Source organism: Moorena sp. SIO3B2 (genome assembly GCF_010692525.1).
GTDB classification, from domain to species: domain Bacteria; phylum Cyanobacteriota; class Cyanobacteriia; order Cyanobacteriales; family Coleofasciculaceae; genus Moorena; species Moorena producens.
In genome coordinates this window covers 1-21,561 of the sequence record NZ_JAAHHE010000067.1, presented here as the reverse complement: position 1 = coordinate 21,561, position 21,561 = coordinate 1, and the positions used below count along the sequence as shown (strand labels likewise).

General features: G+C 45.4%; 16 protein-coding genes. 7 read left to right on the top strand and 9 right to left on the bottom strand.

From position 1 onward, the window contains the following. Positions 1-176: 176 nt before the first annotated feature. The gene (locus tag F6K38_RS16745) at positions 177-2,246 is read left to right on the top strand and encodes a prolyl oligopeptidase family serine peptidase (RefSeq protein ID WP_287267031.1); all 2,070 of its coding nucleotides are present in this window, start codon (positions 177-179) and stop codon (positions 2,244-2,246) included. 205 nt (positions 2,247-2,451) lie between these two features. Next, positions 2,452-3,576 carry a hypothetical protein gene (locus F6K38_RS16740; protein ID WP_287254954.1) on the top strand — a complete coding sequence of 375 codons (1,125 nt, stop codon included), beginning with the start codon at positions 2,452-2,454 and terminating at the stop codon, positions 3,574-3,576. A 310-nt stretch (positions 3,577-3,886) separates the two neighbouring features. Here F6K38_RS16740 and F6K38_RS16735 read toward each other — a convergent pair whose 3' ends face one another. The 5 genes from F6K38_RS16735 to fabG all read right to left on the bottom strand — a co-directional run bounded on the left by F6K38_RS16735 (position 3,887) and on the right by fabG (position 9,508). Beyond that, positions 3,887-4,501: a hypothetical protein gene (locus F6K38_RS16735; protein ID WP_008178215.1), complete on the bottom strand. Its 615-nt coding sequence runs from the start codon at positions 4,499-4,501 to the stop codon at positions 3,887-3,889. A 90-nt stretch (positions 4,502-4,591) separates the two neighbouring features. Next, the gene (locus tag F6K38_RS16730; RefSeq protein WP_287267036.1) at positions 4,592-4,762 is read right to left on the bottom strand and encodes a hypothetical protein; all 171 of its coding nucleotides are present in this window, start codon (positions 4,760-4,762) and stop codon (positions 4,592-4,594) included. Positions 4,763-4,827: 65 nt separating this feature from the next. Continuing rightward, positions 4,828-6,345 (bottom strand): alkaline phosphatase D family protein, encoded by a 1,518-nt coding sequence (locus F6K38_RS16725; RefSeq protein ID WP_287356988.1) that lies wholly within the window; start codon positions 6,343-6,345, stop codon positions 4,828-4,830. 595 nt (positions 6,346-6,940) lie between these two features. Then, entirely contained in the window at positions 6,941-8,611 is a 1,671-nt protein-coding gene (groL, locus tag F6K38_RS16720; protein ID WP_008178217.1) for a chaperonin GroEL, read from the bottom strand. Between the two features lie 120 nt (positions 8,612-8,731). Continuing rightward, positions 8,732-9,508, bottom strand: coding sequence for a 3-oxoacyl-[acyl-carrier-protein] reductase (fabG, locus tag F6K38_RS16715; RefSeq protein ID WP_008178219.1), 777 nt, complete (start codon positions 9,506-9,508; stop codon positions 8,732-8,734). Positions 9,509-9,660: 152 nt separating this feature from the next. On the opposite strand from fabG, the gene trxA reads away from it, so the two are divergent. Continuing rightward, positions 9,661-9,978: a thioredoxin gene (gene trxA / locus F6K38_RS16710; protein WP_008178221.1), complete on the top strand. Its 318-nt coding sequence runs from the start codon at positions 9,661-9,663 to the stop codon at positions 9,976-9,978. Between the two features lie 186 nt (positions 9,979-10,164). On the opposite strand, the gene psb29 is transcribed toward trxA, so the two are convergent. Further along, positions 10,165-10,938: a photosystem II biogenesis protein Psp29 gene (gene psb29, locus F6K38_RS16705; protein ID WP_287267039.1), complete on the bottom strand. Its 774-nt coding sequence runs from the start codon at positions 10,936-10,938 to the stop codon at positions 10,165-10,167. A 441-nt stretch (positions 10,939-11,379) separates the two neighbouring features. Further along, complete coding sequence (locus F6K38_RS16700) at positions 11,380-11,748, bottom strand: STAS domain-containing protein (RefSeq protein ID WP_008178225.1); 369 nt, start codon at positions 11,746-11,748, stop codon at positions 11,380-11,382. A gap of 506 nt (positions 11,749-12,254) precedes the next feature. Between F6K38_RS16700 and F6K38_RS16695 the strand changes: the two genes are divergently transcribed. After that, positions 12,255-12,413: a hypothetical protein gene (locus F6K38_RS16695; protein ID WP_287253377.1), complete on the top strand. Its 159-nt coding sequence runs from the start codon at positions 12,255-12,257 to the stop codon at positions 12,411-12,413. 158 nt (positions 12,414-12,571) lie between these two features. Here F6K38_RS16695 and F6K38_RS16690 read toward each other — a convergent pair whose 3' ends face one another. Together F6K38_RS16690 and hemF are read right to left on the bottom strand one after the other, a co-directional pair. Next, entirely contained in the window at positions 12,572-12,811 is a 240-nt protein-coding gene (locus tag F6K38_RS16690; RefSeq protein ID WP_287267040.1) for a hypothetical protein, read from the bottom strand. Positions 12,812-12,851: 40 nt separating this feature from the next. After that, positions 12,852-13,886, bottom strand: a complete 1,035-nt coding sequence (gene hemF / locus F6K38_RS16685; RefSeq protein ID WP_287267041.1) for an oxygen-dependent coproporphyrinogen oxidase — start codon at positions 13,884-13,886, stop codon at positions 12,852-12,854. Between the two features lie 427 nt (positions 13,887-14,313). On the opposite strand from hemF, the gene F6K38_RS16680 reads away from it, so the two are divergent. From F6K38_RS16680 to F6K38_RS16670, 3 genes are all read left to right on the top strand, one after another. Continuing rightward, positions 14,314-14,796: an SRPBCC family protein gene (locus tag F6K38_RS16680; RefSeq protein WP_008178230.1), complete on the top strand. Its 483-nt coding sequence runs from the start codon at positions 14,314-14,316 to the stop codon at positions 14,794-14,796. A gap of 979 nt (positions 14,797-15,775) precedes the next feature. Beyond that, positions 15,776-15,913, top strand: a complete 138-nt coding sequence (locus F6K38_RS16675; RefSeq protein WP_154659648.1) for a hypothetical protein — start codon at positions 15,776-15,778, stop codon at positions 15,911-15,913. Positions 15,914-16,196: 283 nt separating this feature from the next. After that, a partial coding sequence (locus F6K38_RS16670) for an SDR family oxidoreductase (protein WP_287356986.1) occupies positions 16,197-21,561 on the top strand: 5,365 nt, incomplete at its 3' end.

Sequence of the window (21,561 nt, the reverse complement as noted above, 5' to 3'; positions counted from 1 at the left end):
AGCACCTCAAGTAGTGTGAGCTAAAAGCTGAAGGCTGAAGGCTGACGGCTGACGGCTGAATGCTTACCAAGAGTTTAGATCAATTCGCGATCAGCTCCATAGCTGCCCATGTCATCCAACCTCGACCCAAAGAATAGAAACGTTAAACTAGAAACGCTGCTTTCCCATCTGCCACTATGCCATCTACCAGTCAACCCCTGAACTATCCCAAAAGCCGCAAAGCCGACCAAGTCGATGATTACCACGGTACTCTAGTAGCTGACCCTTACCGCTGGCTAGAAGACCCAGATTCAGAGGAAACAAAGGCTTGGGTAGAAGCACAGAATCAAGTCACCTTTGGTTATCTCAGCGAAATACCAACACGGGAAACACTTAAGCAGCGCATCACCAAGCTATGGAATTACGAGAAATATAGCACTCCCTTTAAAAAAGGCGATCGCTACTTTTATTTCAAAAACGATGGTCTCCAGAACCAAAGTGTTCTCTACACCTTGACCTCCCTCGATGCTGAACCAACCCTATTACTTGACCCCAACACCCTTTCAGAAGATGGTACCGTTGCCCTATCAGGTTTAGCCTTTAGTAAAGATGGCAAGCTGCTGGCCTATGGTCTGTCTAGGTCTGGTTCTGACTGGCAAGAGTGGCAAGTGCGGGAGGTGGAAACCGGTCTTGACCTCTCGGATCAGATTAAGTGGGTGAAGTTTTCTGGGGCATCTTGGACTGACGACAATCAAGGTTTCTTCTATAGCCGCTTCGATGAACCCAATGAAGCCACTAAGTTAGAAGACCTCAATTATTATCAAAAGCTCTATTACCATAAGCTGGGAACACCCCAGTCAGAGGATAGTCTGATTTATGAGCGCCCTGACCAGAAAGAATGGGGTTTCAGTGGTCAAGTCACTGAAGATGGTAATTATCTGATCATTACAGTCTTCCTCGGTACTGACCCAAAGAATCTGGTGTTTTATAAAAATTTGCAAGACCCAGATTCCCCGGTTGTGGAACTCATTAACGAATTTGATGCCAGCTATAGCTTCATCGGCAATGATCAATCAGTATTTTGGTTCCGCACAGACTTAGATGCCCCTCGCAGTCGAGTCATTGCCATAGATACTAATCATCCTGATCAGGCACAGTGGCAAGAAGTAATTCCCCAAGCCGATGAAACCCTAGAAGGTGTAAGCTTACTCAACAACCAATTTGTGGCGGATTACCTCAAAGATGCTCACTCCTCCATCAAAATTTTTGACCTAGATGGTTCCTTTGTGCGGGAAGTGGAATTACCTGGTATTGGTTCGGTTGGTGGTTTCAATGGGTTACGTTATGATACTGAAACCTTCTACAGCTATACCAGCTTCACCACCCCTGCAACCATCTATCGCTACGACATGGTAAGTGGGGAAAGTACCATTTTCCGGCAGCCCCAGGTAGACTTTAATCCCGATGACTACGAGACCAAACAAGTTTTCTACCCTAGCAAAGATGGCACCCAAGTGCCTATGTTTATCACCCACAAGAAGGGATTGCAGTTAGATAGCAACAACCCCACTTACCTCTATGGCTACGGCGGCTTTAATATCTCCATAACCCCCAATTTCTCCATTAGCAATCTGGTATGGATGGAAATGGGAGGTGTTTATGCTGTTGCCAATCTCCGTGGTGGCGGTGAGTATGGGGAAGATTGGCACCAATCTGGGACAAAACTCAACAAGCAAAATGTATTTGATGATTTCATAGCAGCGGCGGAGTGGCTAATTGGTGCTCAGTACACCTCACCACAAAAACTTGCGATCGCAGGCGGTAGCAATGGGGGATTATTGGTCGGTGCTTGCATGACTCAGCGTCCAGACTTATTCGGTGCAGCCCTACCAGCAGTGGGAGTACTGGATATGTTGCGCTTCCATAAGTTTACTATTGGTTGGGCCTGGTGTTCCGACTACGGTTCCCCAGATAACCCAGAAGAATTTAAAGCCCTTTACGCCTATTCCCCATTACACAATCTCAAACCAGGAACCGCTTATCCCCCTACCCTGATTACCACCGCTGACCATGATGACCGGGTTGTCCCTGCCCATAGTTTCAAATTTGCCGCAGCCTTGCAGGAGGCCCATGAAGGGGAACAACCAGTGTTAATTCGGATTGAGACCAAAGCAGGGCATGGTGCAGGCAAGCCCACCAGTAAGATAATTGAGGAGATTGCTGATAAGTGGGCGTTCTTAGTCAGAAGGCTAGAGGTAGAGGTTTAAAGAGTAAACAGACCATAACTTGCCTAGGATTTTCAGGCTAGGATTTAGGACACAGTTCACGATAAGATATAGCGATCAGTGTAGGAATTGTGATAATTTTTTTCCCCTGTTCCCTACTCCCTACTCCCTGTTCCCCTCCTGGGAGGGGTTAGGGGTGGGTTCCTGTTCCCTTTGCTGCTCTTTTTGACAAGACTGCTGGTTACTCATGGACTTATCTGCTATTTTAAACGTTGCCCTTGGCTTATTTTTTGTCTACCTGATCACCAGTCTGTTAGCCTCTGAAATCCAAGAATATCTCGCTAGCGTTTTACAATGGCGAGCTAAACACTTACAGAGGGCTATCGAAAATTTAATTAATGGTGGGATTCAGTTACGAAATATAACCCTGAAAGATGTGGTCGATGAGTCAGATGGAGAATCAGTTAACGTAACCGTTGATCAGATTAACAATTTAAAAAAGACCAAACGGCTTTTAAAGAAACTCTATCAAAATCCGTTGCTTAAATCAGTTAATCACGAAGCCAAAGACCTAGATAACAAAAATGAATTAAAGTCAAACTCTAACTCAACGGTTAGTGGACCTTCCTATATTCCATCAGATACCTTTGCCACCGCTTTAATCATGATCATTGTTCAGCAGGCATCAACCTTCAAAAATAATGCCGAGATTACTCTGGACAATTTTAAAACAGCCCTTGAAGAAGATAAGATCAAAAATTTACTTCCTGAAGACTTAAAGATAACTCTTTTAACCCTGATTGATAAAGCGAAATTTGAATACTCTGACCGGAACAAAGACCTAAAAAAACTCCAGGAAGAACTGGCGACATGGTTTGACGAATCCATGGCACGAGCTGCCGGGGTATACAAGCGTCAGTCTAAAGCCATATCTTTTTTAATTGGATTAGTGATTTCCCTAGCCTTGAATATCGATACCATCAATATCAGCAATCAATTCTATAAAAACCACAGTGTAAGAGCTGCTGCCAATCAAGTCACTAATAGGATTGTTAATGAAACTAGTGCCTGTTTACAGCAAGAATCAAACAATAATGACTGTTATGATAGTATAACCTCAGCTGTAGATGACCTAGCCTTCCTTCCCATTGGCTGGGGAGAAACTAATCTTGTAGAGCAGTTTGAAGAACCCAATCACCTTCCCAGAGAGCTGGGTTTGACTTGGGTTTACTTCAAATTTGTTTTAGGGATTATTTTGAGTGCGATCGCGATCTGTATGGGAGCCCCCTTTTGGTTTGAAGTACTAAATAAGTTAGTCAACGTTCGTAATACTGGAGACAAACCAAAATCTTCGCGCATAGACTCCCAGTAAGCATTCAGCCGTCAGCCATCAGCCGTCAGTGGTCAGCCGTCAGCCGTCAGCCGTCAGCCCTTGGCTTTTGGCCACGCTACTGTTCGCGTAGCCTGCGCGTAGCGCATTAGCTGATACGCGACACGCGCTATAGCTTACGACTGCCCACTGCTATTCCTGATTATGATAGCAATTTCCATCCTAATGAGGAACACAGGATTTTTTCCCTGTTCCCTGTTCCCTGTTCCCTGTTCCCTGTTCCCTGTTCCCTGTTCCCTGTTCCCTAAAACCAGGTACTCTGTACCTCACCAAATTGAAAAACGCTATACTCCTATTGAGGTTGCAAGGCAAGAACTATAGCCTGAGTCCAGTGTAACTTGATCGGTGTAAACCTACAGGGTAAGTAGAACGAACGGCTATTTCCAGTATTTGGTTCAAAGAAATTAAATAATAATTGGAGATTAAATTTGCCACCATTTTTAATCGCATTCTTCAAGTCTTTTACTGGAAACAACGCATTTTTAATATTTTCATCACTAAGCTTAAATTCGCAATTTTGACCAGGACGAATTTTCCCAACGTCTTGGCTTTTGGGAGCCTCTTCCATATCATCAGAATTTACCCAAATCATGGGTCGGGAATTATTTTCCAAGTCAGTTATCAGACTCTTGTCCCAGTCTATTTCAATATAAACAGGATTCTCGTTGGATTTATTTTTAACACTCAGTTTAAGATCCTTTAAGTCATCCAATTTATAGCTAGGATCGAAGCCAAAGTTGACTTCCATGAAATCCTTAAGATTGTTCTTTTCCAGTTCCTGATTGATAGCATCAGAGTCTACCTTAACCGTTATGAGTTGGTCTATTTCCTGGAAAGCTTTGTACAAAACGTAAGTAACGCCGATTATATAAATCGTCAGGATTAGCAAGTTTTGGTCGTTATCCATGGATAGTAAACCTCTTAAAAATACTAGTTTAAGGTTTTATTCGTTAATGGGAATAAGTAGAGCCTGCATAAGGATTGGTAAAGTATAGCACTACGCATTCAGAGGTGCGCTTTCCAATAGCCGGGGAACCCGGCCTTGGGTCGCACCTCGATGTTTGACATTACTAAACTCCGAAACTGAGTCATAGCTTACTTCTGACTTCTGACTTCTGACTTCTGACTTGCGCGTAGCGCTATATACCCCATAAATGAGTTTACTCAATATTGATTCACAGGGCTTCAGGGGGGAATCCCGAAGCCCTGTCACTTTAGGCAATAAGTTACTAACTAAGCTGGAATGAGTTTTGGCTTACCTGACTCAACCATCCAGGTTGACATCAGTTCTTCAGTGTTGCTAGGACGCAATAATGTATCAACAGCCCACCATTGAGCGGTAACTTGTGCAGGAGTTACATCAATAACCAGATAACCATGACTGTCAAAATCACACCAGTGAATGTGGGGAAAAGCCTTCATCACCTCTTGCTCAATGGGAATAGACTGTGTGCGTCGTTCCCAACCCATTTTGTCGTCAAGGTTCTGTGACGTCAAGCTACCCGTCACAAACTCCACAGCGATTGGTTCTTCTTGTGGATCGAAAGCATCTCGCTTTAACTCAATCGCTAGTCCAATGTGGACATCACCACTGAGTACAACAACATTTTTGATCTCATTGTCTCGCCAGTGGGACAGAAGTAAATCCCGCTCAACAGGATAGCCATCCCATTGATCGTAATCTGGCCGGATACCGTCAACATCGATCAGCTTTAGCTTTAGGAGTGCTTGCTTAATTGATGGAGGGAAATCTTTACTCCATGTTGTCGCCATCACTGATGGGTTTGCCAATAACTTCCATTGTGCCTTCGATGTATCAAACTGTTCCAGCAACCAAGTACGTTGTTCAGCACCCAGAGCAGATCGTTCTGGGTCAAACATTGCTGGGGGCGGTACAGGCTCATCACGAAGAGTACGAGTGTCAATCAACATTAAATCGGCTAACCCACCCAGTGACACTTTCCGAAAAACTCTTTGTACGTTGGCGGGATCAGGCTTGCGTGCTGGTAACCATTCCCAGCGTACTTGGAACGCAACAGCGCGACGTTTAGCCCAATCGCCATCGCGTTCTGGGTTGTGTTCGCTAGCGCCATCGCGCCATGCACCATCAGCAAATTCGTGATCGTCGAGGGTAGCAATTATTGGTAGTGAGGCACGCAGACGTTGCAGGTCAGGATCTCGGTGATACTGATCGTAGCGTTGGCGGTAATCTTCCAGTGTCTTGCACTCGTGAGCCGGTTCAAACGGACGACCAATATCTGCACCGGGTGTTTGGCTGGCTGGCGGCTTGTTTGAGGCTTCGTAGATGTAATCACCCAGATGCAGTAAAAAATCAAGGTCATCCCGTGCTGCAATGCGACTATAGGCGTTGAAGAAGCCAGCATTGAATTTCGCACAGGACACCTGAGCAAAGCGCAGATGTTCAACACCATTTGTTGGTAAAGTCTTGGTTCTGCCAACGGGTGATATCTGACCTAGTGCTTCAAACTGGTAAAAGTATCGAGTTGCAGGTTCTAAACCAGTCACATCAACATTAACTGTGTAGTCTGCATTGGCTTCAGCTAAGGCTGTCCCAGAAGCAATAATTTTGCTGAAGTCAGAATCGCTAGCTACTTTCCAGTTAACTTCCACAGGTTCGGATGTGGGTGTAGTGACTCGCGTCCAAATCACAACCTGATCTTCAAGTGGATCTCCGCTTGCTACACCATGCACAAACGGGTTATCTATTCTTTCCATATTGATATTGATCATAGCAATATGCAGATCAGTATAAAATAACATGAGATATTCCAGAAGGGAGTGAAAGTTTTTCTGCTGTCCCTAACATGCTCCCAACTGTTATTTTTATATAGGGAGTAGATAGAATAGAGGCATCCTGGACTATCTGTTACGACCAAGAGATTCACAGCATCGTTCAACTCCAAGGGGACTCCCGTTATAGTCGTGTTAAGCAGCGTCTGGCACTGCCAGTAAGACTTAGCGGGAGGGGAATTGGAGACTGGATATTTTGCGTTTATTGAGAATTTTTATTAGTATAAAGACATATTAATGCACTTAAAAGTGCCGGTTTGCGCGCAAGGTGAAAAGCCTCTGCTAGGAGCATAGACCAAAATACAAGTAAGCTCAATGATTTGACTCAGAGTGTAGAGGCTATTTGGCTTAGCCAGTAAGGATTAATCTTCTTAGGAATCTATCGCTATAATCCCGTGATTTAGCGACGACAGTAGTCAATACTAATGACCAATCAAAAAGCAGCCTGTCCTCAGGGACAAGCCGCTTTAAGGCTTTATGCTAGCAAAGCAAGAGACTAGCTAATGGCACTAGCTAATGGCACTAGCTAATGGCACTACATCATGCCCATGCCGCCCATGCCGCCCATGCCACCCATGCCGCCCATGCCGCCCATGCCGCCCATGTCGGGAGCAGGAGCAGCAGATTTAGGTTCAGGTTTCTCTACCACCAGGGCTTCTGTGGTCAAGACCATACCAGCGATAGACGCAGCATTCTGTAGGGATGAGCGTACTACCTTAGCAGGGTCAATAATACCTGCAACAATCAAGTCTTCAATTGTGTCAGTAGCAGCATTATAGCCAACGTTACCAGTACTCTCCCGTACTTTCTCTACAATGACGGAACCTTCAACACCAGCATTATCCGCCATCTGAGCCAGGGGAGCTTCTAATGACTTGGCTACAATCCTTCCACCAACTTTCTCTTCTTCCTCTAGGTCGTTTGTCAGTGCAGGAATTTTTTCTATTAAGCGAATCAAGGTTGTACCACCACCAGGAACAATCCCTTCATCTACCGCAGCTTTAGTAGCGTTGAGGGCATCTTCAATCCGCAGCTTGCGGTCTTTGAGTTCTGTTTCAGTAGCCGCACCAACCTTAATGACTGCTACACCACCGGCCAGTTTAGCAATCCGTTCTTGCAGTTTCTCCTTATCGTATTCAGAGTCAGTTTCTGCTAGCTGGCGGCGGATTTGCTCAACTCGCTTTTCTACATCTGCCTTAGTTTGACCACCAGCTACTATGGTAGTAGTGTCTTTGTCAATGCTAACTTTGGTAGCATTTCCCAGCATATCTAGGGAGACAGTATCCAGGCTCAAACCAACGTCTTCGGATATTACCTGACCACCGGTCAAAACTGCAATATCCTGTAACATTTGCTTGCGGCGATCGCCAAATCCCGGTGCCTTGACCGCAGCGGCATTCAACACACCCCTGGCCTTATTCACCACCAGAGTTGCCAAGGCTTCTCCATCTAGATCTTCGGAAATAATCAGCAAGGGTTTGCTGTCACGAGCCACTTTTTCCAGAATCGGTACCAAATCCTGGATAACACTAATCTTTTTATCGGTAATCAGGATGTAGGGGTTTTCAAATTCCACTGTCATCCGTTCGTTATCGGTCACGAAGTAAGGGGAAATATAACCGCGATCGATCTGCATCCCTTCCACTACCTCTAATTCGGTGGAGAGGGATTTGGATTCTTCAACGGTGATCACACCATCTTTGGTGACCTTTTCCATGGCTTGGGCAATCATGTCACCCACTTCTTGATCGTTACCAGCGGAGACTGTAGCAACTTGAGCGATCCCAGTTCCCTGAACCGGCTGTGCCATGGCCTCAATCTCTTTGACCAGCTCGGCAACAGTTTTCTCGATTCCTCGGCGCACAGCTACAGGATTTGCCCCAGCTGCCACATTCTTAAGACCTTCCCGAATCATGGCCTGAGCCAGAATGGTAGCTGTGGTAGTGCCATCCCCAGCAACGTCTTTAGTCTTGGATGCGACTTCTTGAATCAGTCTAGCGCCAGTATTTTCTAATGGGTCTTCCAGTTCAATATCTTTGGCAACGGTAATACCATCATTGACAATCTGGGGTGCCCCATACTGTTTTTCCAGAAGCACATTACGACCTTTTGGACCAAGGGTAATACGTACAGCATCAGCTAAGGCATTGACCCCCCGCTCCAATGAGCGTCTGGATTCTTCGTCAAACGAAACGATTTTTGCCATTGGTTATTTGAACTTGCTTTGTGTCTCCATTAGCAAATTTAGCACTCTTACACGAAGAGTGCTAATTCGTCTGACAATTTTCAACTTTCCGGAAGTTGAAACACAGACCTGCCGGGGGGTTCAAGCCATAACCATACCACCATCGACATTAAACACTTGTCCAGTGATATAGGCAGCAGCTAGATCAGCTGCCAAAAACCTCACCATCCCAGCTACTTCTTCTGGCTTACCGTAACGACCTAGAGGGATCTGCTCAATAATGGCTTCTGACTTAAGGTCACTGGTCATATCAGTGTCAATAAAACCGGGAGCTACGGCATTGACTGTAATGCCACGACTAGCAAACTCTTTGGCAACGGTTTTGGTCAAGGCAATCACACCAGCCTTGGCAGCACTGTAATTGGCTTGACCAGAGTTTCCCATCTGTCCTGACACTGAAGCAATATTGATAATCCGACCAGACTTTTGCTTTAGCATCAGTTTGCTCACTGCTTTGATACATAAAAATACTCCAGTCAGGTTCAGATCAATTACTGCCTGCCAATCTGAGGGTTTCATGCGCAATAACAAGTTGTCGCGGGTAATCCCAGCATTATTCACTAGCACGTCTATACGACCAAACTTTTCGAGAGTCCCTTTAACTAGGGCATCGACTTGTTCAGCTTGAGACACATCAGCCTGAAGTGCTAAGGCTTCACCCCCAGCATCAATGATAGCCCCTACGACCTGATCAGCTGCATTACTGGAACTGGCGTAGTTGACTACAACCTTTGCCCCTGACCCAGCTAAGGCCAGGGCCACAGCTCGACCAATTCCTCGCGAGGCACCGGTCACGATGGCAATGCGATCGCTTAATTGTTGCGAAGATGGTTGCCCAGATGTCTGTAATGTTTCCATAAACCTTGAATTGTTTTCTATCCTGCCTGATCTTGTGCTGTGGGCAGGACAGGTTTCCTCCAAAGTTAACTTTACCGGAATCTTTAGCTTAGTCCAGCTCCAATCATTTTGGACTAGAATCGAGCAGAAGGACTAGGAAAGGTTTCTTGCTCATGGCCGTTAAAAAGCAGTTCAAAACGTTCCAAGAATTATTATCTGGCTCAGATGTGCCGGTGTTGGTAGATTTCTATGCCACTTGGTGTGGGCCATGTCAGATGATGGCTCCTATCCTAGAACAGGTCAATGCTGAGCTGAAAGATCGTTTGAAAGTTGTAAAAATTGATACAGAAAAATACCCCCAGCTAGCTTCCCAGTATCAGATTGAGGCGTTACCAACCTTGGTACTGTTTAAAAACGGTCAGCCTCAACAACGGATAGAGGGGCTCAGACCAGCGGAAGACCTGATTCAACAATTACAAGCTTTGATTTAAGATCATTTGGGGTGAAATTGTCCTTGATACCCAGACTGAGATGATCAGCTGATCGCTGATCGCTGATCGCTGATCGCTTACCGACCTTGCCCTTTGACCTTTTTTACCAGGGTTATGGAATTAGCCCCCGTGATTTATCTGGGATTTATCCGGGGGATATCAGTCTGTTAGATCAAAAAAACCTAGCTAGGAAGATGGGGCTTCATCCTCAGAAGAATCCGAAGAGGAATCTGATTCTTCTGGGGCAGATGGGGTGGAATCGCTGCTAGGTGTCGCTGATTTTTCTTCTTTCTCTTTAGCACGCTCCTCCCGCTTTTTGCGATCAGCTTGAATGGCATCTTCTATCACTACCCGAGCCTGTGCCATTTTTTCCAGGTTGCTGCGGTACAACTCCAAGTCTTTTTGTAGCTTTTCCGAAGGAAGGTTTAATCCACTGCTAATGTTGTTAATTACTTCTTCGAGCTGCTTTTGGTCTTGAGCTAACTCCGAGTCCGTCTGCTCTAGTAGTGAAAATAAACCAATGGCAAACAATCTGCTGTACTTAAACTGAGAATTTTGTGCGATCGCAGCTATAGTGGTTGCCAAATCCCCACTCCCATTTTCAGAGGTTGGGGAACTTAACCAGGAGATCAAATCTTGCCCAGACATAGAATCTACGCTGGTTTTGAGCCGTTGGGCATCTTCCTGGTACTGCTGAGCTTCACCTCCGACTGCTTGACACAGAGCATTAAAAATTGATTCTTTATCATGTTCCGGTTGATAGCTCTGCATAAACCGGTCAAAGCATGTCACCACACCTAAGCCATAGATGGGGTCGTAGTTAAAATCCACATTAACCGACAGCAAATGCATCTCTACCATCAACTCTTCTACTACACGTCGGTAAATAGAGTTAATGGGACGAGTGTGATAGGTGTAGAAATCCCGTTTAGTATCCGAGACTGTGCGAACAGTATTCACAAGGCAGATCAGAATTGAAGCTTTATATTATTTTTATTATCTCCCATGAAGCACCTACCACCAAATCCAAGATGATGGTGGGGGTTTCCAGTTTCATCCGCTGATGCCAGATTGGTCTTAATCAACGTCCGGAGGTTTTGCTCTGTCGCACTTACTCCCGCAGTAGGATTTCAATGCTTTGTTCCCCTACTACCCTGGCCGCAACCCGCCTCCCGCAGGTCCTTTGATTTATTGGACTTCAACTTGCTGTGGACTTATTTTTACAAAGCTCAGCCAAGTTATTTTCCCGAGCTGCCGCTAGTAGCATTCAAGCCCTTTTCGTCGGTCGGGTCAATCAGCACCTTTGCTATTTTAACACGCTCTGATCACACATCTGTGCTAAAAGATTGACCGAAGCCAAACCAAGCTTAATCTCAAACCTAATGGGTCGCAGATGTCTATTCAGGTGACGATACTACTGGATAAACCATCTAAGGCTTCTTCCTCCGTTTCAAAAATTTCAAACACCGTGTCCATCATAGTGACTTCAAACACCAGCTTGGCGTCTGGATGAACAGAACAAATGCGAAAGCTGCCCTTAATTTTGTCAGCATCTCGCATGCCAGCCACTAAGGATGTCAAACCCGAACTATCAATAAAGTCAACCTGACTCAGATTAACCACTACATGCCTGCGCAGTTGGGAAATACACTCTTGCAATTTCAGACGAAAAGGCCAAGCTGTAGTGATGTCCAAGCGTCCAATCGGTTTCAAAACAATCACATTTGTACCATCTTCAGTAGTATGAGTTTTCTGATCGATATGAACCATCAGCACCTCCTACAAAAAAGCTCATCAAAGTTACTTATCATTCAGCAAAACTATAATAATAACCATCCTGGCCATGGACACATTGAATGTAGTGATGTAATTACACATGGTTTTGTGTTTACTCCCGTTGAGGCTAAAGTGTGCCTCCCTCGGCTATCAAGGCTTGTGCATGCTCCTTGTCGCAGCTACCGCTGATTGAAACCTTCCCAAATCTACTTATAAAGATTTGAGAGTGCGTCCCAAACGATTAGGACTATTGCCACCTGTAGTCCCTGACTGCTTCCCACCCGACTGGAAAAGCTCTGAAATTATTGTTAATTCATAGACCCTGACTAACAAATTAAGCGGGGAAGACTTTTCTTAAAGCAAGCCCTCTGTGATTGGGATCATGGAGGTTCTCACTGCAAGCTAGTTTAGCTTACAGTGATTGGTGAAATGTCAGGGAGCGTATCCAAATTTTTGCACAAATCTGGTCATAAGACCTGAAGATTAAGGGAATAATGGGGATGAATCCTGGATTTCTATTCTATGTTCCCCCAGCTATCAGCTATCAGCTATCAGCTATCAGCTATCAGCTATCAGCTATCAGCTATCAGCTTATGTGCTACGCACACGCGATCGCGTTCAGCTATCAGCTATCAGTCATTGGCCGTAGGCCACGCTAATTGAGGTGCTATCACCTTTTGAATCAAACCGGTAAGCATTGGTTTAATCTCTATTACGTCAGCTGAATGCTGATATCTGACTGCTGATAGCTGATAGCTGATAGTAAAACGACCAGGGAATTTCAACCAGCCCTACCAGCACCCCCGATGCTTATTTACTACCTACCGTTGATTAGCTGACTGCTGATACCTGACTGCTGATACCTGACTGCTGATACCTGACTGCTGATACCTGACTGCTGTTCGCGTTCGCGGAGCGTGGCCAAAGGCCAAGCGTGCCCGTAGCGCATAAGCTGACGGCTGATACCTGACTGCTGATACCTGACTGCTGATACCTGACTGCTGATACCTGACTGCTGATACCTGACTGCTGATAACTTACGACTGATAGCTGACATCGAACCATCCTAGTATTGCCATAAGTGATATGACAACAGTTTAAGCTGTCCAGTTCGCCCAGTCTTGAGGCTTGAGAAATGTCTCATAGAGTTCAGATTCTGGTGTATTCGGTTCAGGTTGGTAACCGTATTCCCAACGCACTAAGGGGGGTAAGGACATCAGGATGGATTCAGTACGCCCGTTAGTTTGCAGACCAAAAATTGTGCCTCGGTCATACACCAGGTTAAATTCTACATATCGACCCCGACGATAGAGTTGGAAGTTACGTTCTCTGTCTCCATAGTCCATATCGCGACGGCGCTCTACAATGGGTAGATAAGCTGGTAAAAATGCCTCAGAGCAGGTTGTGACAAATGCAAATAAATCTTCCCAACTGCGAGGCTCTAAATCCCCAAGCTTTTCACTGTAAGCTGCTGCGGGACCATCTGGATGGGGACCACGATAGAGTTTACCTGTGCCATCTTGATAGTCAAAAAATAAGCCTCCAACACCCCGCATTTCTTGACGGTGTTTCAGATAAAAATACTCATCGCACCAAGACTTGAACACTGGGTAATACTCAGGGTGATGAGCATCACAGGCTTCTTTCAATTGGCGGTGCAAATGGGCAGCATCTTCAGCAAAGGGATAGTAAGGGGTCAAATCGATTCCCCCACCAAACCACCAGACTGGTCCTGCCTCAAAGTAGCGATAATTCAGGTGAACCGTGGGGACATAGGGATTACGAGGATGCAATACTAGGGAGGTACCAGTAGCGAAAAAACCATGTCCAGCTGCCTCGGGGCGCTGTTTCAAAATTGAAGGTGGCAGCTGTTTGCCCCAAACTTCCGAAAAGTTAACCCCACCCTGTTCCAATACTGAACCATCGCGTATCACACGGGAACGACCACCACCCCCTTCGTCTCTGTCCCATTTATCTTCTCTGAAGGTGCCAATTCCGTCTACTTTTACTAGAGCATCACAAATCGTATCTTGCAGCTGTTGCATCAACTGCTTGACTCTCTCCCTAGAGTCGGCAGGAGGTAAAGAAGTGGTATTAGTGGTAGTTGTTGTGTCCGTCTGAAAAGCTGTCATAAACAATCCTAGTGAGTTTGGAAACCTTAGGTGCGCTTGACCCATTAAGAATTAAATTCGCCACGGGTCGCACCTCTGGTTCTTTAGGCTGGGGAGGAAAAACGAGCCGGGGTCTTTACTCCCCGTCCCCCGAATGGGGGTGGGAAGATGTGCAGTTCCTACCCATTCCTGGTTGAGCGCCTAGAAGCGCCTATGCAAACAAAACCTTAAGTTTGCCTTGCCAATGTTATTGGTTGGTAATTATTGGTTGGTAGTTATTGGTTGGTAGTTATTCGTTGCTACCATCCGCTCCCCTCAGGGTAAGCCCTGGGGGTCGGCATAACTTCCAGGCAGTTGAGATCATATCCTAAATAGAGAGGGATTTTTCAACCAAAGCCATTTGGGGAAGATCATAAATCTGCCTGAGCATAGCTGCGGGAGGCGTGTAGTGATTCTTAATTTTTCTTTCAAGTTAATTGCTGGTCACGAGGGGATTTGGTGTAAGTTTTCCCTCTTCAAGACCTATCGCGCCCTGAGTACTGCCCCAGTGGAAGTGCTCTGGCAAAAATTGATCAACTTAGCAGATGTGTCTTGGAATCCCCTGCTGTCAAGTACCAATGCTCCGAAAGGTTTAATGGCTAAACCTGGTTTAATTTATCAGGTAGTCACTCGCTTGATCCCAATTCCGGTCCGAATTTTTGTAGAGCGTGTCTTACCCGGTGAGCTACTCAGTATACGATTTCTGGCAATCCCTGGGGTTGAAAATCGGGTCACTTACCAGGTAGAGTCCACCCTTTGTGGTACCTATATTTCCTACTCAGTTACCCTAAAGGGCTGGTTATCACCCTTAATCTGGTGGATGATTCGCCCCTACGTGGCGCGGGTGGTATTTGAATTAGCCCAGGCGGCGGAGCAGGTCGGAGCAATCTAAACCTATAGCCCTTGACCGTTGGGAGAGGTAGACACCAACAATCCACCAGTGCCAAAGCTGGTCTACCCTCCTTACAAGGGTAGGTTTTTAAACATTGGGGCGACTAAGTACTCTCATTGCGTATAAATTAATAAAAATATGTATCAAAATACACAATTATTTCCGGGATAATTCTCCCCATTTCCCGCTTTTCCCGATTCCCTCGGTGCGCTTACAGTCGTCGAATTAAATTCGCCACGGGTCGCACCGCTCCCGATTCCCTCGGTGCGCTTACAGTCGTCGAATTAAATTCGCCACGGGTCGCACCGCTCCCGATTCCCTCGGTGCGCTTACAGTCGTCGAATTAAATTCGCCACGGGTCGCACCGCTCCCGACCCAAATGTAAAAAACCTACCCCTGTGAGGTTCCCCCTACTCGCGCTTTGCATCAAGACAGGGACAAGAGTTTCAGGTTTTTTGTCCTGATTTAATAAAAGGTCGTAATAGTACCACTTTAATAGAAGTTTATTGATCACTGACACACCTATCCGGACTTAATCGATAAATCTTGAAAATGTTAAAGTACGAGGCTCCTAGCAGAGCCTAACTTTAGGATAGGCTGTAGCAAAATGAGTAACGTTTTTCAGTATACCTGTGGTTATCTTTCGGATATTGATCATGTGATTCAACCTCAGGCTAAGAGCTATCAAAAAAGTGCCCTTACCACCCTTGACCTTGGGCTGCTCACTGAGACCAAACTGAGCCTACCAATAGGACTTACGCAGAAACCCCTTTTATTAAAGTAATTACAGCGATTTCAGCCTTTTAATTATAGCAGTTTTAATTCCTTGAAGTACTTTGCTTATCCTTTTAATGCAGAGGGCAGAAGGCATTTGGCAGCAATATAGCGCTACGCTTAGCGTCAGAAGTCAGAAGTCAGAAGTCATAAGTAAGCGATTACTTACGTTTCGGAGTTTAGGAGCGATGCAGAGGTGCGACCCGTGGCGAATTTCATTCTTAATGCGGAAAACGCACCATTACGGTCTTGGGAAGGCAGCGCGGTCTTGGGGGTCTCCCCCATGAGCGACTGCCGTGGTTTCCCCCATGAGCGACTGCATCAAGACAATGTCCTAATCTGAATGCGTAGTGCTATACAAGAATGTCTGAAAGGCAATCAGCGCCAATAAATACTGTACCTCATATATTTTATAAAGGCTATATTTTTAAACTTTTTAATGGCATTAATTTTAAATATAATTAGATAATTATGATTCTTAATTAATCCCATTTATCTACCATAATTTTCAAATTTTAATCACCATTTTTATTTTTTTAAATTAATTTAAATTAATATATTTAAATACATTATTAATCCGGAATTAAACCCATCGTCAAAAAAAAACTCAATAAAAGTATCGAAAAATGCAGCCATATATTACCAATTATATAGGACAAGATACCGATAACATTATAGAAAAGCCAATCCAAGACTATCTGCCACAACTATTGACCAAAATCGAATCGGCTTTGTTAGCAAATCCGTTAGTTGACGACTGTGTTGTCCTGGAGAGGAAAATTACAGAAGAAAAGAAAAAAATAGCCCTCAGAGACAATTGTAGTTTTTTGCCTATTATTGCCTATGTAGTCTCAGCTGGATCACCTTCATCAGAACAACTGCGATCGCTCCTGCAAGGGGTCGTGTCAGACACCATCTCAGACACTCTGCTATCTAGTGGTGAACCAAAATTTGGTGAACCAAAAGTCCCCCTAATTATTGTTCCGGTAACTACCTTGCCCCTAACTCCCACAGGTGAGATAGATCAACAAGCACTAGCTTCTGTAGAAATAATTGATACCGACTTAGTGCAGCAATGGGAAGAGCAGCTACAGTCATATAGTTATGGAGGGGCAGAAATCAAGGAAGTCGCCGTAGTTCTACAAGACTACACCCAGCCCGACACACCCCTACATCTATTAGACCTACTTCCAGCCTCCACCGAAACTAGTCCAAAGCCAGAATTATCAAAAGCCAAACCCCTACCGAGGGATTACTCCAAGGCATCTTCCGACGATTGCGTTCCCGTAGCAGCTCGTACCGAGCATCCCGTAGCGGCTCAGGGGGAGCATCGCTCAAATTCCACCCCATCAAAACCCGCCATCAGTCATGGTGAAGCGCTACAGTTACCAACAGATATCTCAACTCTCTCCCAAGCGCTACTAAAAACTGCAAGGGTTGCGCCGGAGCAAGGGATTATCTATCTCGACTCTGATAGTCAGGGAAATACTCACCAAAACTATCAATCTTACCCAGCTCTCCTCAAAGAAGCACAGCGGATTCTTGGTGGCTTAAGAAAACTAAATCTAAAGCCTCAAGACAAAGTAATCTTCCAATTTGACCAAAATCAAGACTTCATTCCAACCTTCTGGGCTTGTATTTTGGGCGGTTTTGTCCCAGTCCCGATTGCGATCGCACCGACCTATGAGTCATCTAACAGTACCGTCAATAAGCTGTGCAATGCCTGGAAAATGCTAGAGCAACCGGTCATCCTAACCAGTGATACCCTTGCTCCAGCAATCCGTGCTTTATGCTTTCGCGTAGCGGCTCCTACCGAGCATCCCTTGCCCAAAAAAGAAATTTTAATTGAAACCGTAGACAACTTCCGCTCATCTGAGCCTGACCTAAATTACTATCACAGCCAACCGGATGATTTAGCAATATTGTTACTGACCTCTGGAAGTACAGGAATGCCTAAAGGCGTCAGGTTGACCCATGCCAATTTAATTAATAATGTCGCCGCCAGTGCCCAGAGGAATAATCTGACCCAGGATGATATCTCCTTGAACTGGCTTAATTTAGACCATGTTGGCTCTCTGGTACGCTGTTGTATTCGGGATGTCTATGTCGGTAACCTGCAAATCCATGCTCCCGCTAAAGCTTTCTTGGAAAATCCCCTCAATTGGTTGGATTGGATTGAAAACTATCGGGTTACCTTGGCCTGGGCTCCTAATTTTGCCCTAGGTTTGATAAATCAGAAAATAAATCAGAAATCCGTTGCGAACAGCCACCGGAAATGGGATTTATCTTCCCTCAAATCTGTATTAAGTGTGGCTGAGCCGATTGTACCTCAAACTGCAAAGCGATTCTTGCAGTTGCTTTCTCCCCATGGGTTATCCGTCAATGTCATGCATTCAGCTTGGGGAATGTCTGAAACCTGTGCTGCTGTGGTATTTTCCCATCGGTACTTGTTGAATTTACCGTCGGATAACCAGTCTGTTAACCACTCTGTTGTAGAAGTTGGCAGACCTGTGCCTGGCTTTTCTGTGCGGATTGTGGATGCACTCGGACAAATAGTTGAAGAAGATACAGTGGGTCAGGTACAGATTTCTGGTCCGATGGTGAGTGATGGTTATTACCAGAATCCTGAGCTAAATCGAGAAGCCTTTACACCGGATGGATGGTTAAAAACGGGAGATAATGGTGTACTGCGTGACGGACGTCTCACGATTACCGGTCGAGAAAAAGATGTCATTATTATTAATGGTCTCAATCACTATAGTTATGAAATCGAAGCAGTGGTTGAGCAGGTAGAGGGGGTGATTCCCTCTTACACAGCAGCTTGCGGAATTCGACAACCAAGTAAAGATACTGACCAATTGGTCATTTTATTCCATACTGATTGGTCTGAGGATGACCAGTTAACCCCATTACTCCAGGACATCTCCACTGAGGTGGTTAGCAAACTAGGGGTGAGTCCGAGTTATCTTATTCCTCTACCAAAAGAGGCAATCCCCAAGAGTTCGATTGGGAAAATTTTGCGATCGCAACTCAAGGAGCAGTTTAAGGCTGGTGAATTTGACCCGATTCTCAAACAAGTTGATTGTCTTCTGGGTAATGAGAATACCCTTCCAGACTGGTTTTATCGTAAAGTTTGGCATCGAAAAGAAGCAGTAACCTTAGGTAGGACACCTACAAATGGTCGAACTCTGATATTTCTAGACTCCTTGGGATTAGGAGAAGTATTGTGCTCCAAGCTAGGTAAAGACCAATGTGTAGCAGTGGAACCCGGAGCCCCCGGAGCCGATTTTTTGCGACTTACAGGTGCCAAACTTACAGATGCCCAACTTACAGGCAACCGCTATTCTATTGACCCCACCAATCCTGATCACTATCAGCAATTACTGAAGTCGTTGGTGGAAACCGACCAACCCATCCCACAGATTCTCCATTTGTGGACCTATGACGAGTATCGGGGAGAAATTGAGTCATCCGAAGCACTAGAACAAGCTCAGAATCAGGGGACTTACAGTCTACTATTTTTAATTCAGGCTTTGGATGGTTTGAAGTCACAGTTGAATTCACCCTTGAGAATTCTCAATTCAGAAGTCCAGTTGACTGTGGTTTCTAGCTATACACAGCCTACCTCGCCCCAGGATGACATTGCCTATGAGAAAAGTCCGATTCTGGGTCTGATCAAAACCTGTCCGAGAGAACTGCCTTGGCTGAACTGTCGCCATATCGATATACCTGTGGATGACCACCACATTAATGGGTTTCATATCCTGCGGGAAATGGCTGTATGTCAGAAAGAGCGAGAAGTAGCATACCGCAATCGCAACCGTTTGGTGCCCTTACTCGAAAAAGCTGACCTACCCCAACTCGAAAAACAGGAATTGCCCTTTAAGCAAAAGGGAATGTATTTGATTAGTGGGGGTTTGGGAGGGATTGGAGTAGAAATTGCTAAATTTCTCCTAAACCACTATCAAGCTCGTCTGCTTTTAGTTGGTCGAACCCCCTTACCAGAGCCGAGTACCAAAGGAAACCATTTAAAGGATGGAAATGGGTTCGCACCTGCCGTCAGAGCCTATCAAAACCTAGAGCAACTGGCCGAGCAACTGGGAGGAGAGATACGCTACGAGGCCGTGGATATTTGTGATTTAGCTCAGTTGCAACAGGTGGTTGAACGAGCCCAGTCTGACTGGCAAGCAAACCTTCAAGGGGTCATTCATTTGGCTGGAATTGCCCCAGAACATTTTTTAGTAGAGGAAACCCGCAACAGTTTTGCTGCTACACTTCGTCCCAAGCTTTTAGGGTCGTGGGTACTGCATCAACTAATTAAAGATAAGCCAGACAGTGTTTTTATCAGCCTTTCTTCCGTGCTAGCCTTCTTTGGGGGAGCGACAATTGGTGCTTATGCTGCCGCTAATAATTTTCTAGAGTGCTTCTGCTACTACCAGCGGCACAAGACCTTGGTGCGCAGCTACTGCTATGGCTCAAGCACATGGGTTGAGACCACCCTCAATCGGAGTAAACAGATTAGGGAGTCCCGTCGTGCCTTAGGTCAGTACGGAATTTTCAACCAACAGGGAATCAATTCTATTCTCGCTGGGCTGCACCACGACCAACACTCCCTGATTTTGGGTTTGGATGGCAGCAATCCCTATGTTAGACGATACACCCAACAGCCACCATACTATCGGCAGCGGGTATCGGTATATTTCACGGCGGTTACAGAACTATCTGTTGCTCAGTTGCAGAGGTTAGAGGCATTCGTTCCTTTTGGAACCTCTATCACCCCTAAGTTTCAGCAACTCCAAGCTATGCCCCTAACTCCCGCAGGTGAAATCGACCGAGAGCAGTTGATTTCACCAAGCAAAGACACTGAAAACCTCTTGCCAGTAACTGATATAGAGCGTCAACTGGCTAGCATTTGGCAGAAGGTGTTGGGAGTTTCCCAGATTGGCATCGATGACAACTTCTTCGGGTTAGGAGGAAATTCCCTCCTAGCTGTGCAGCTATCTGGTGAGATTGAGAAGACCTTCGGCAAACAACTGCCCCTAGCTGCTCTATTCCAAGCACCAACCATCAAGCAACTCGCTCACCTTCTGTGCCAGTCAGAATGGTCATCCTCTTGGTTTTCCCTAGTGCCCATTCAACCTAGTGGTTCCAAGCCAGTTCTGTTTGCGATTCACATCCTTGGGGAAGGGTTGATATACTACCGCGATTTGGTACGTTATCTTGGTTGGGACTATCCAGTTTATGGACTAAGTTATGGACTAGCAGCGGCTACTAACGCCAACAACATCAATACCAAACCGGGTATAGGTAATGGACTCAAGGAGTTAGCCGCTCACTACATTGAAGAAATGCGAAGGTTTCAACCCGAAGGGCCTTATTTTCTACAAGGGGTATCCCTCGGAGGTCAAATCGCCTTTGAAATGGCTAAGCAGCTTGATGCTCAAGGTCAGACTGTAGCAATTGTTGCCTTGTTTGATAGCTATGCTATTGGTTATCAGTGGAAGCCCTACGAAAATACCACTGTCTTACAACGGTACACTTTATTTTGGATACAAAAACTACAAACTTATTGGAATAACCTTTGGAGACTTGAACCTGACAAAAGGCGAGCTTACTTGTCTGAGAGAATCAGAGCGTTTGTCAGACATTATAAATCTGGAGCATACAAACGGCAATTCCAGTGGTTTGCTAAAAAGTCTAACTTATCTACCGAACCTGGTTTAGCAAACCCTAATTTGGTTGATGCCATCTCAGATATCCAAAATGTTAACTACGAGACTCAAGCATCTGAGCTGTCATCAGTCTACCCAGGGAAAATAACTCTCTTTCGAGCTAAACAGCAACCTCCAGGACATTACCATGACCCTCTTAATGGTTGGGATGGTATGGCAGCTTCTGGCATTGAAGTTCACCATATTCCTGGTGATCATATCTCAATGATGCTAGAACCCAATGTCCGGGTTTTGGCTGAAAAATTGAAAGCTTGTTTAG

Excerpts from the sequence above, each read along its gene's own strand:
- F6K38_RS16690 (WP_287267040.1), bottom strand. The coding sequence starts at position 12,811 with ATGTCAGCTATCAGTCGTAAGTTATCAGCAGTCAGGTATCAGCAGTCA.
- F6K38_RS16745 (WP_287267031.1), top strand. The coding sequence starts at position 177 with ATGCCATCTACCAGTCAACCCCTGAACTATCCCAAAAGCCGCAAAGCC.
- trxA (WP_008178221.1), top strand. The coding sequence starts at position 9,661 with ATGGCCGTTAAAAAGCAGTTCAAAACGTTCCAAGAATTATTATCTGGC.
- F6K38_RS16735 (WP_008178215.1), bottom strand. The coding sequence starts at position 4,501 with ATGGATAACGACCAAAACTTGCTAATCCTGACGATTTATATAATCGGC.
- hemF (WP_287267041.1), bottom strand. The coding sequence starts at position 13,886 with ATGACAGCTTTTCAGACGGACACAACAACTACCACTAATACCACTTCT.
- F6K38_RS16725 (WP_287356988.1), bottom strand. The coding sequence starts at position 6,345 with ATGATCAATATCAATATGGAAAGAATAGATAACCCGTTTGTGCATGGT.
- F6K38_RS16700 (WP_008178225.1), bottom strand. The coding sequence starts at position 11,748 with ATGGTTCATATCGATCAGAAAACTCATACTACTGAAGATGGTACAAAT.
- F6K38_RS16740 (WP_287254954.1), top strand. The coding sequence starts at position 2,452 with ATGGACTTATCTGCTATTTTAAACGTTGCCCTTGGCTTATTTTTTGTC.
- F6K38_RS16695 (WP_287253377.1), top strand. The coding sequence starts at position 12,255 with ATGAATCCTGGATTTCTATTCTATGTTCCCCCAGCTATCAGCTATCAG.
- fabG (WP_008178219.1), bottom strand. The coding sequence starts at position 9,508 with ATGGAAACATTACAGACATCTGGGCAACCATCTTCGCAACAATTAAGC.
- groL (WP_008178217.1), bottom strand. The coding sequence starts at position 8,611 with ATGGCAAAAATCGTTTCGTTTGACGAAGAATCCAGACGCTCATTGGAG.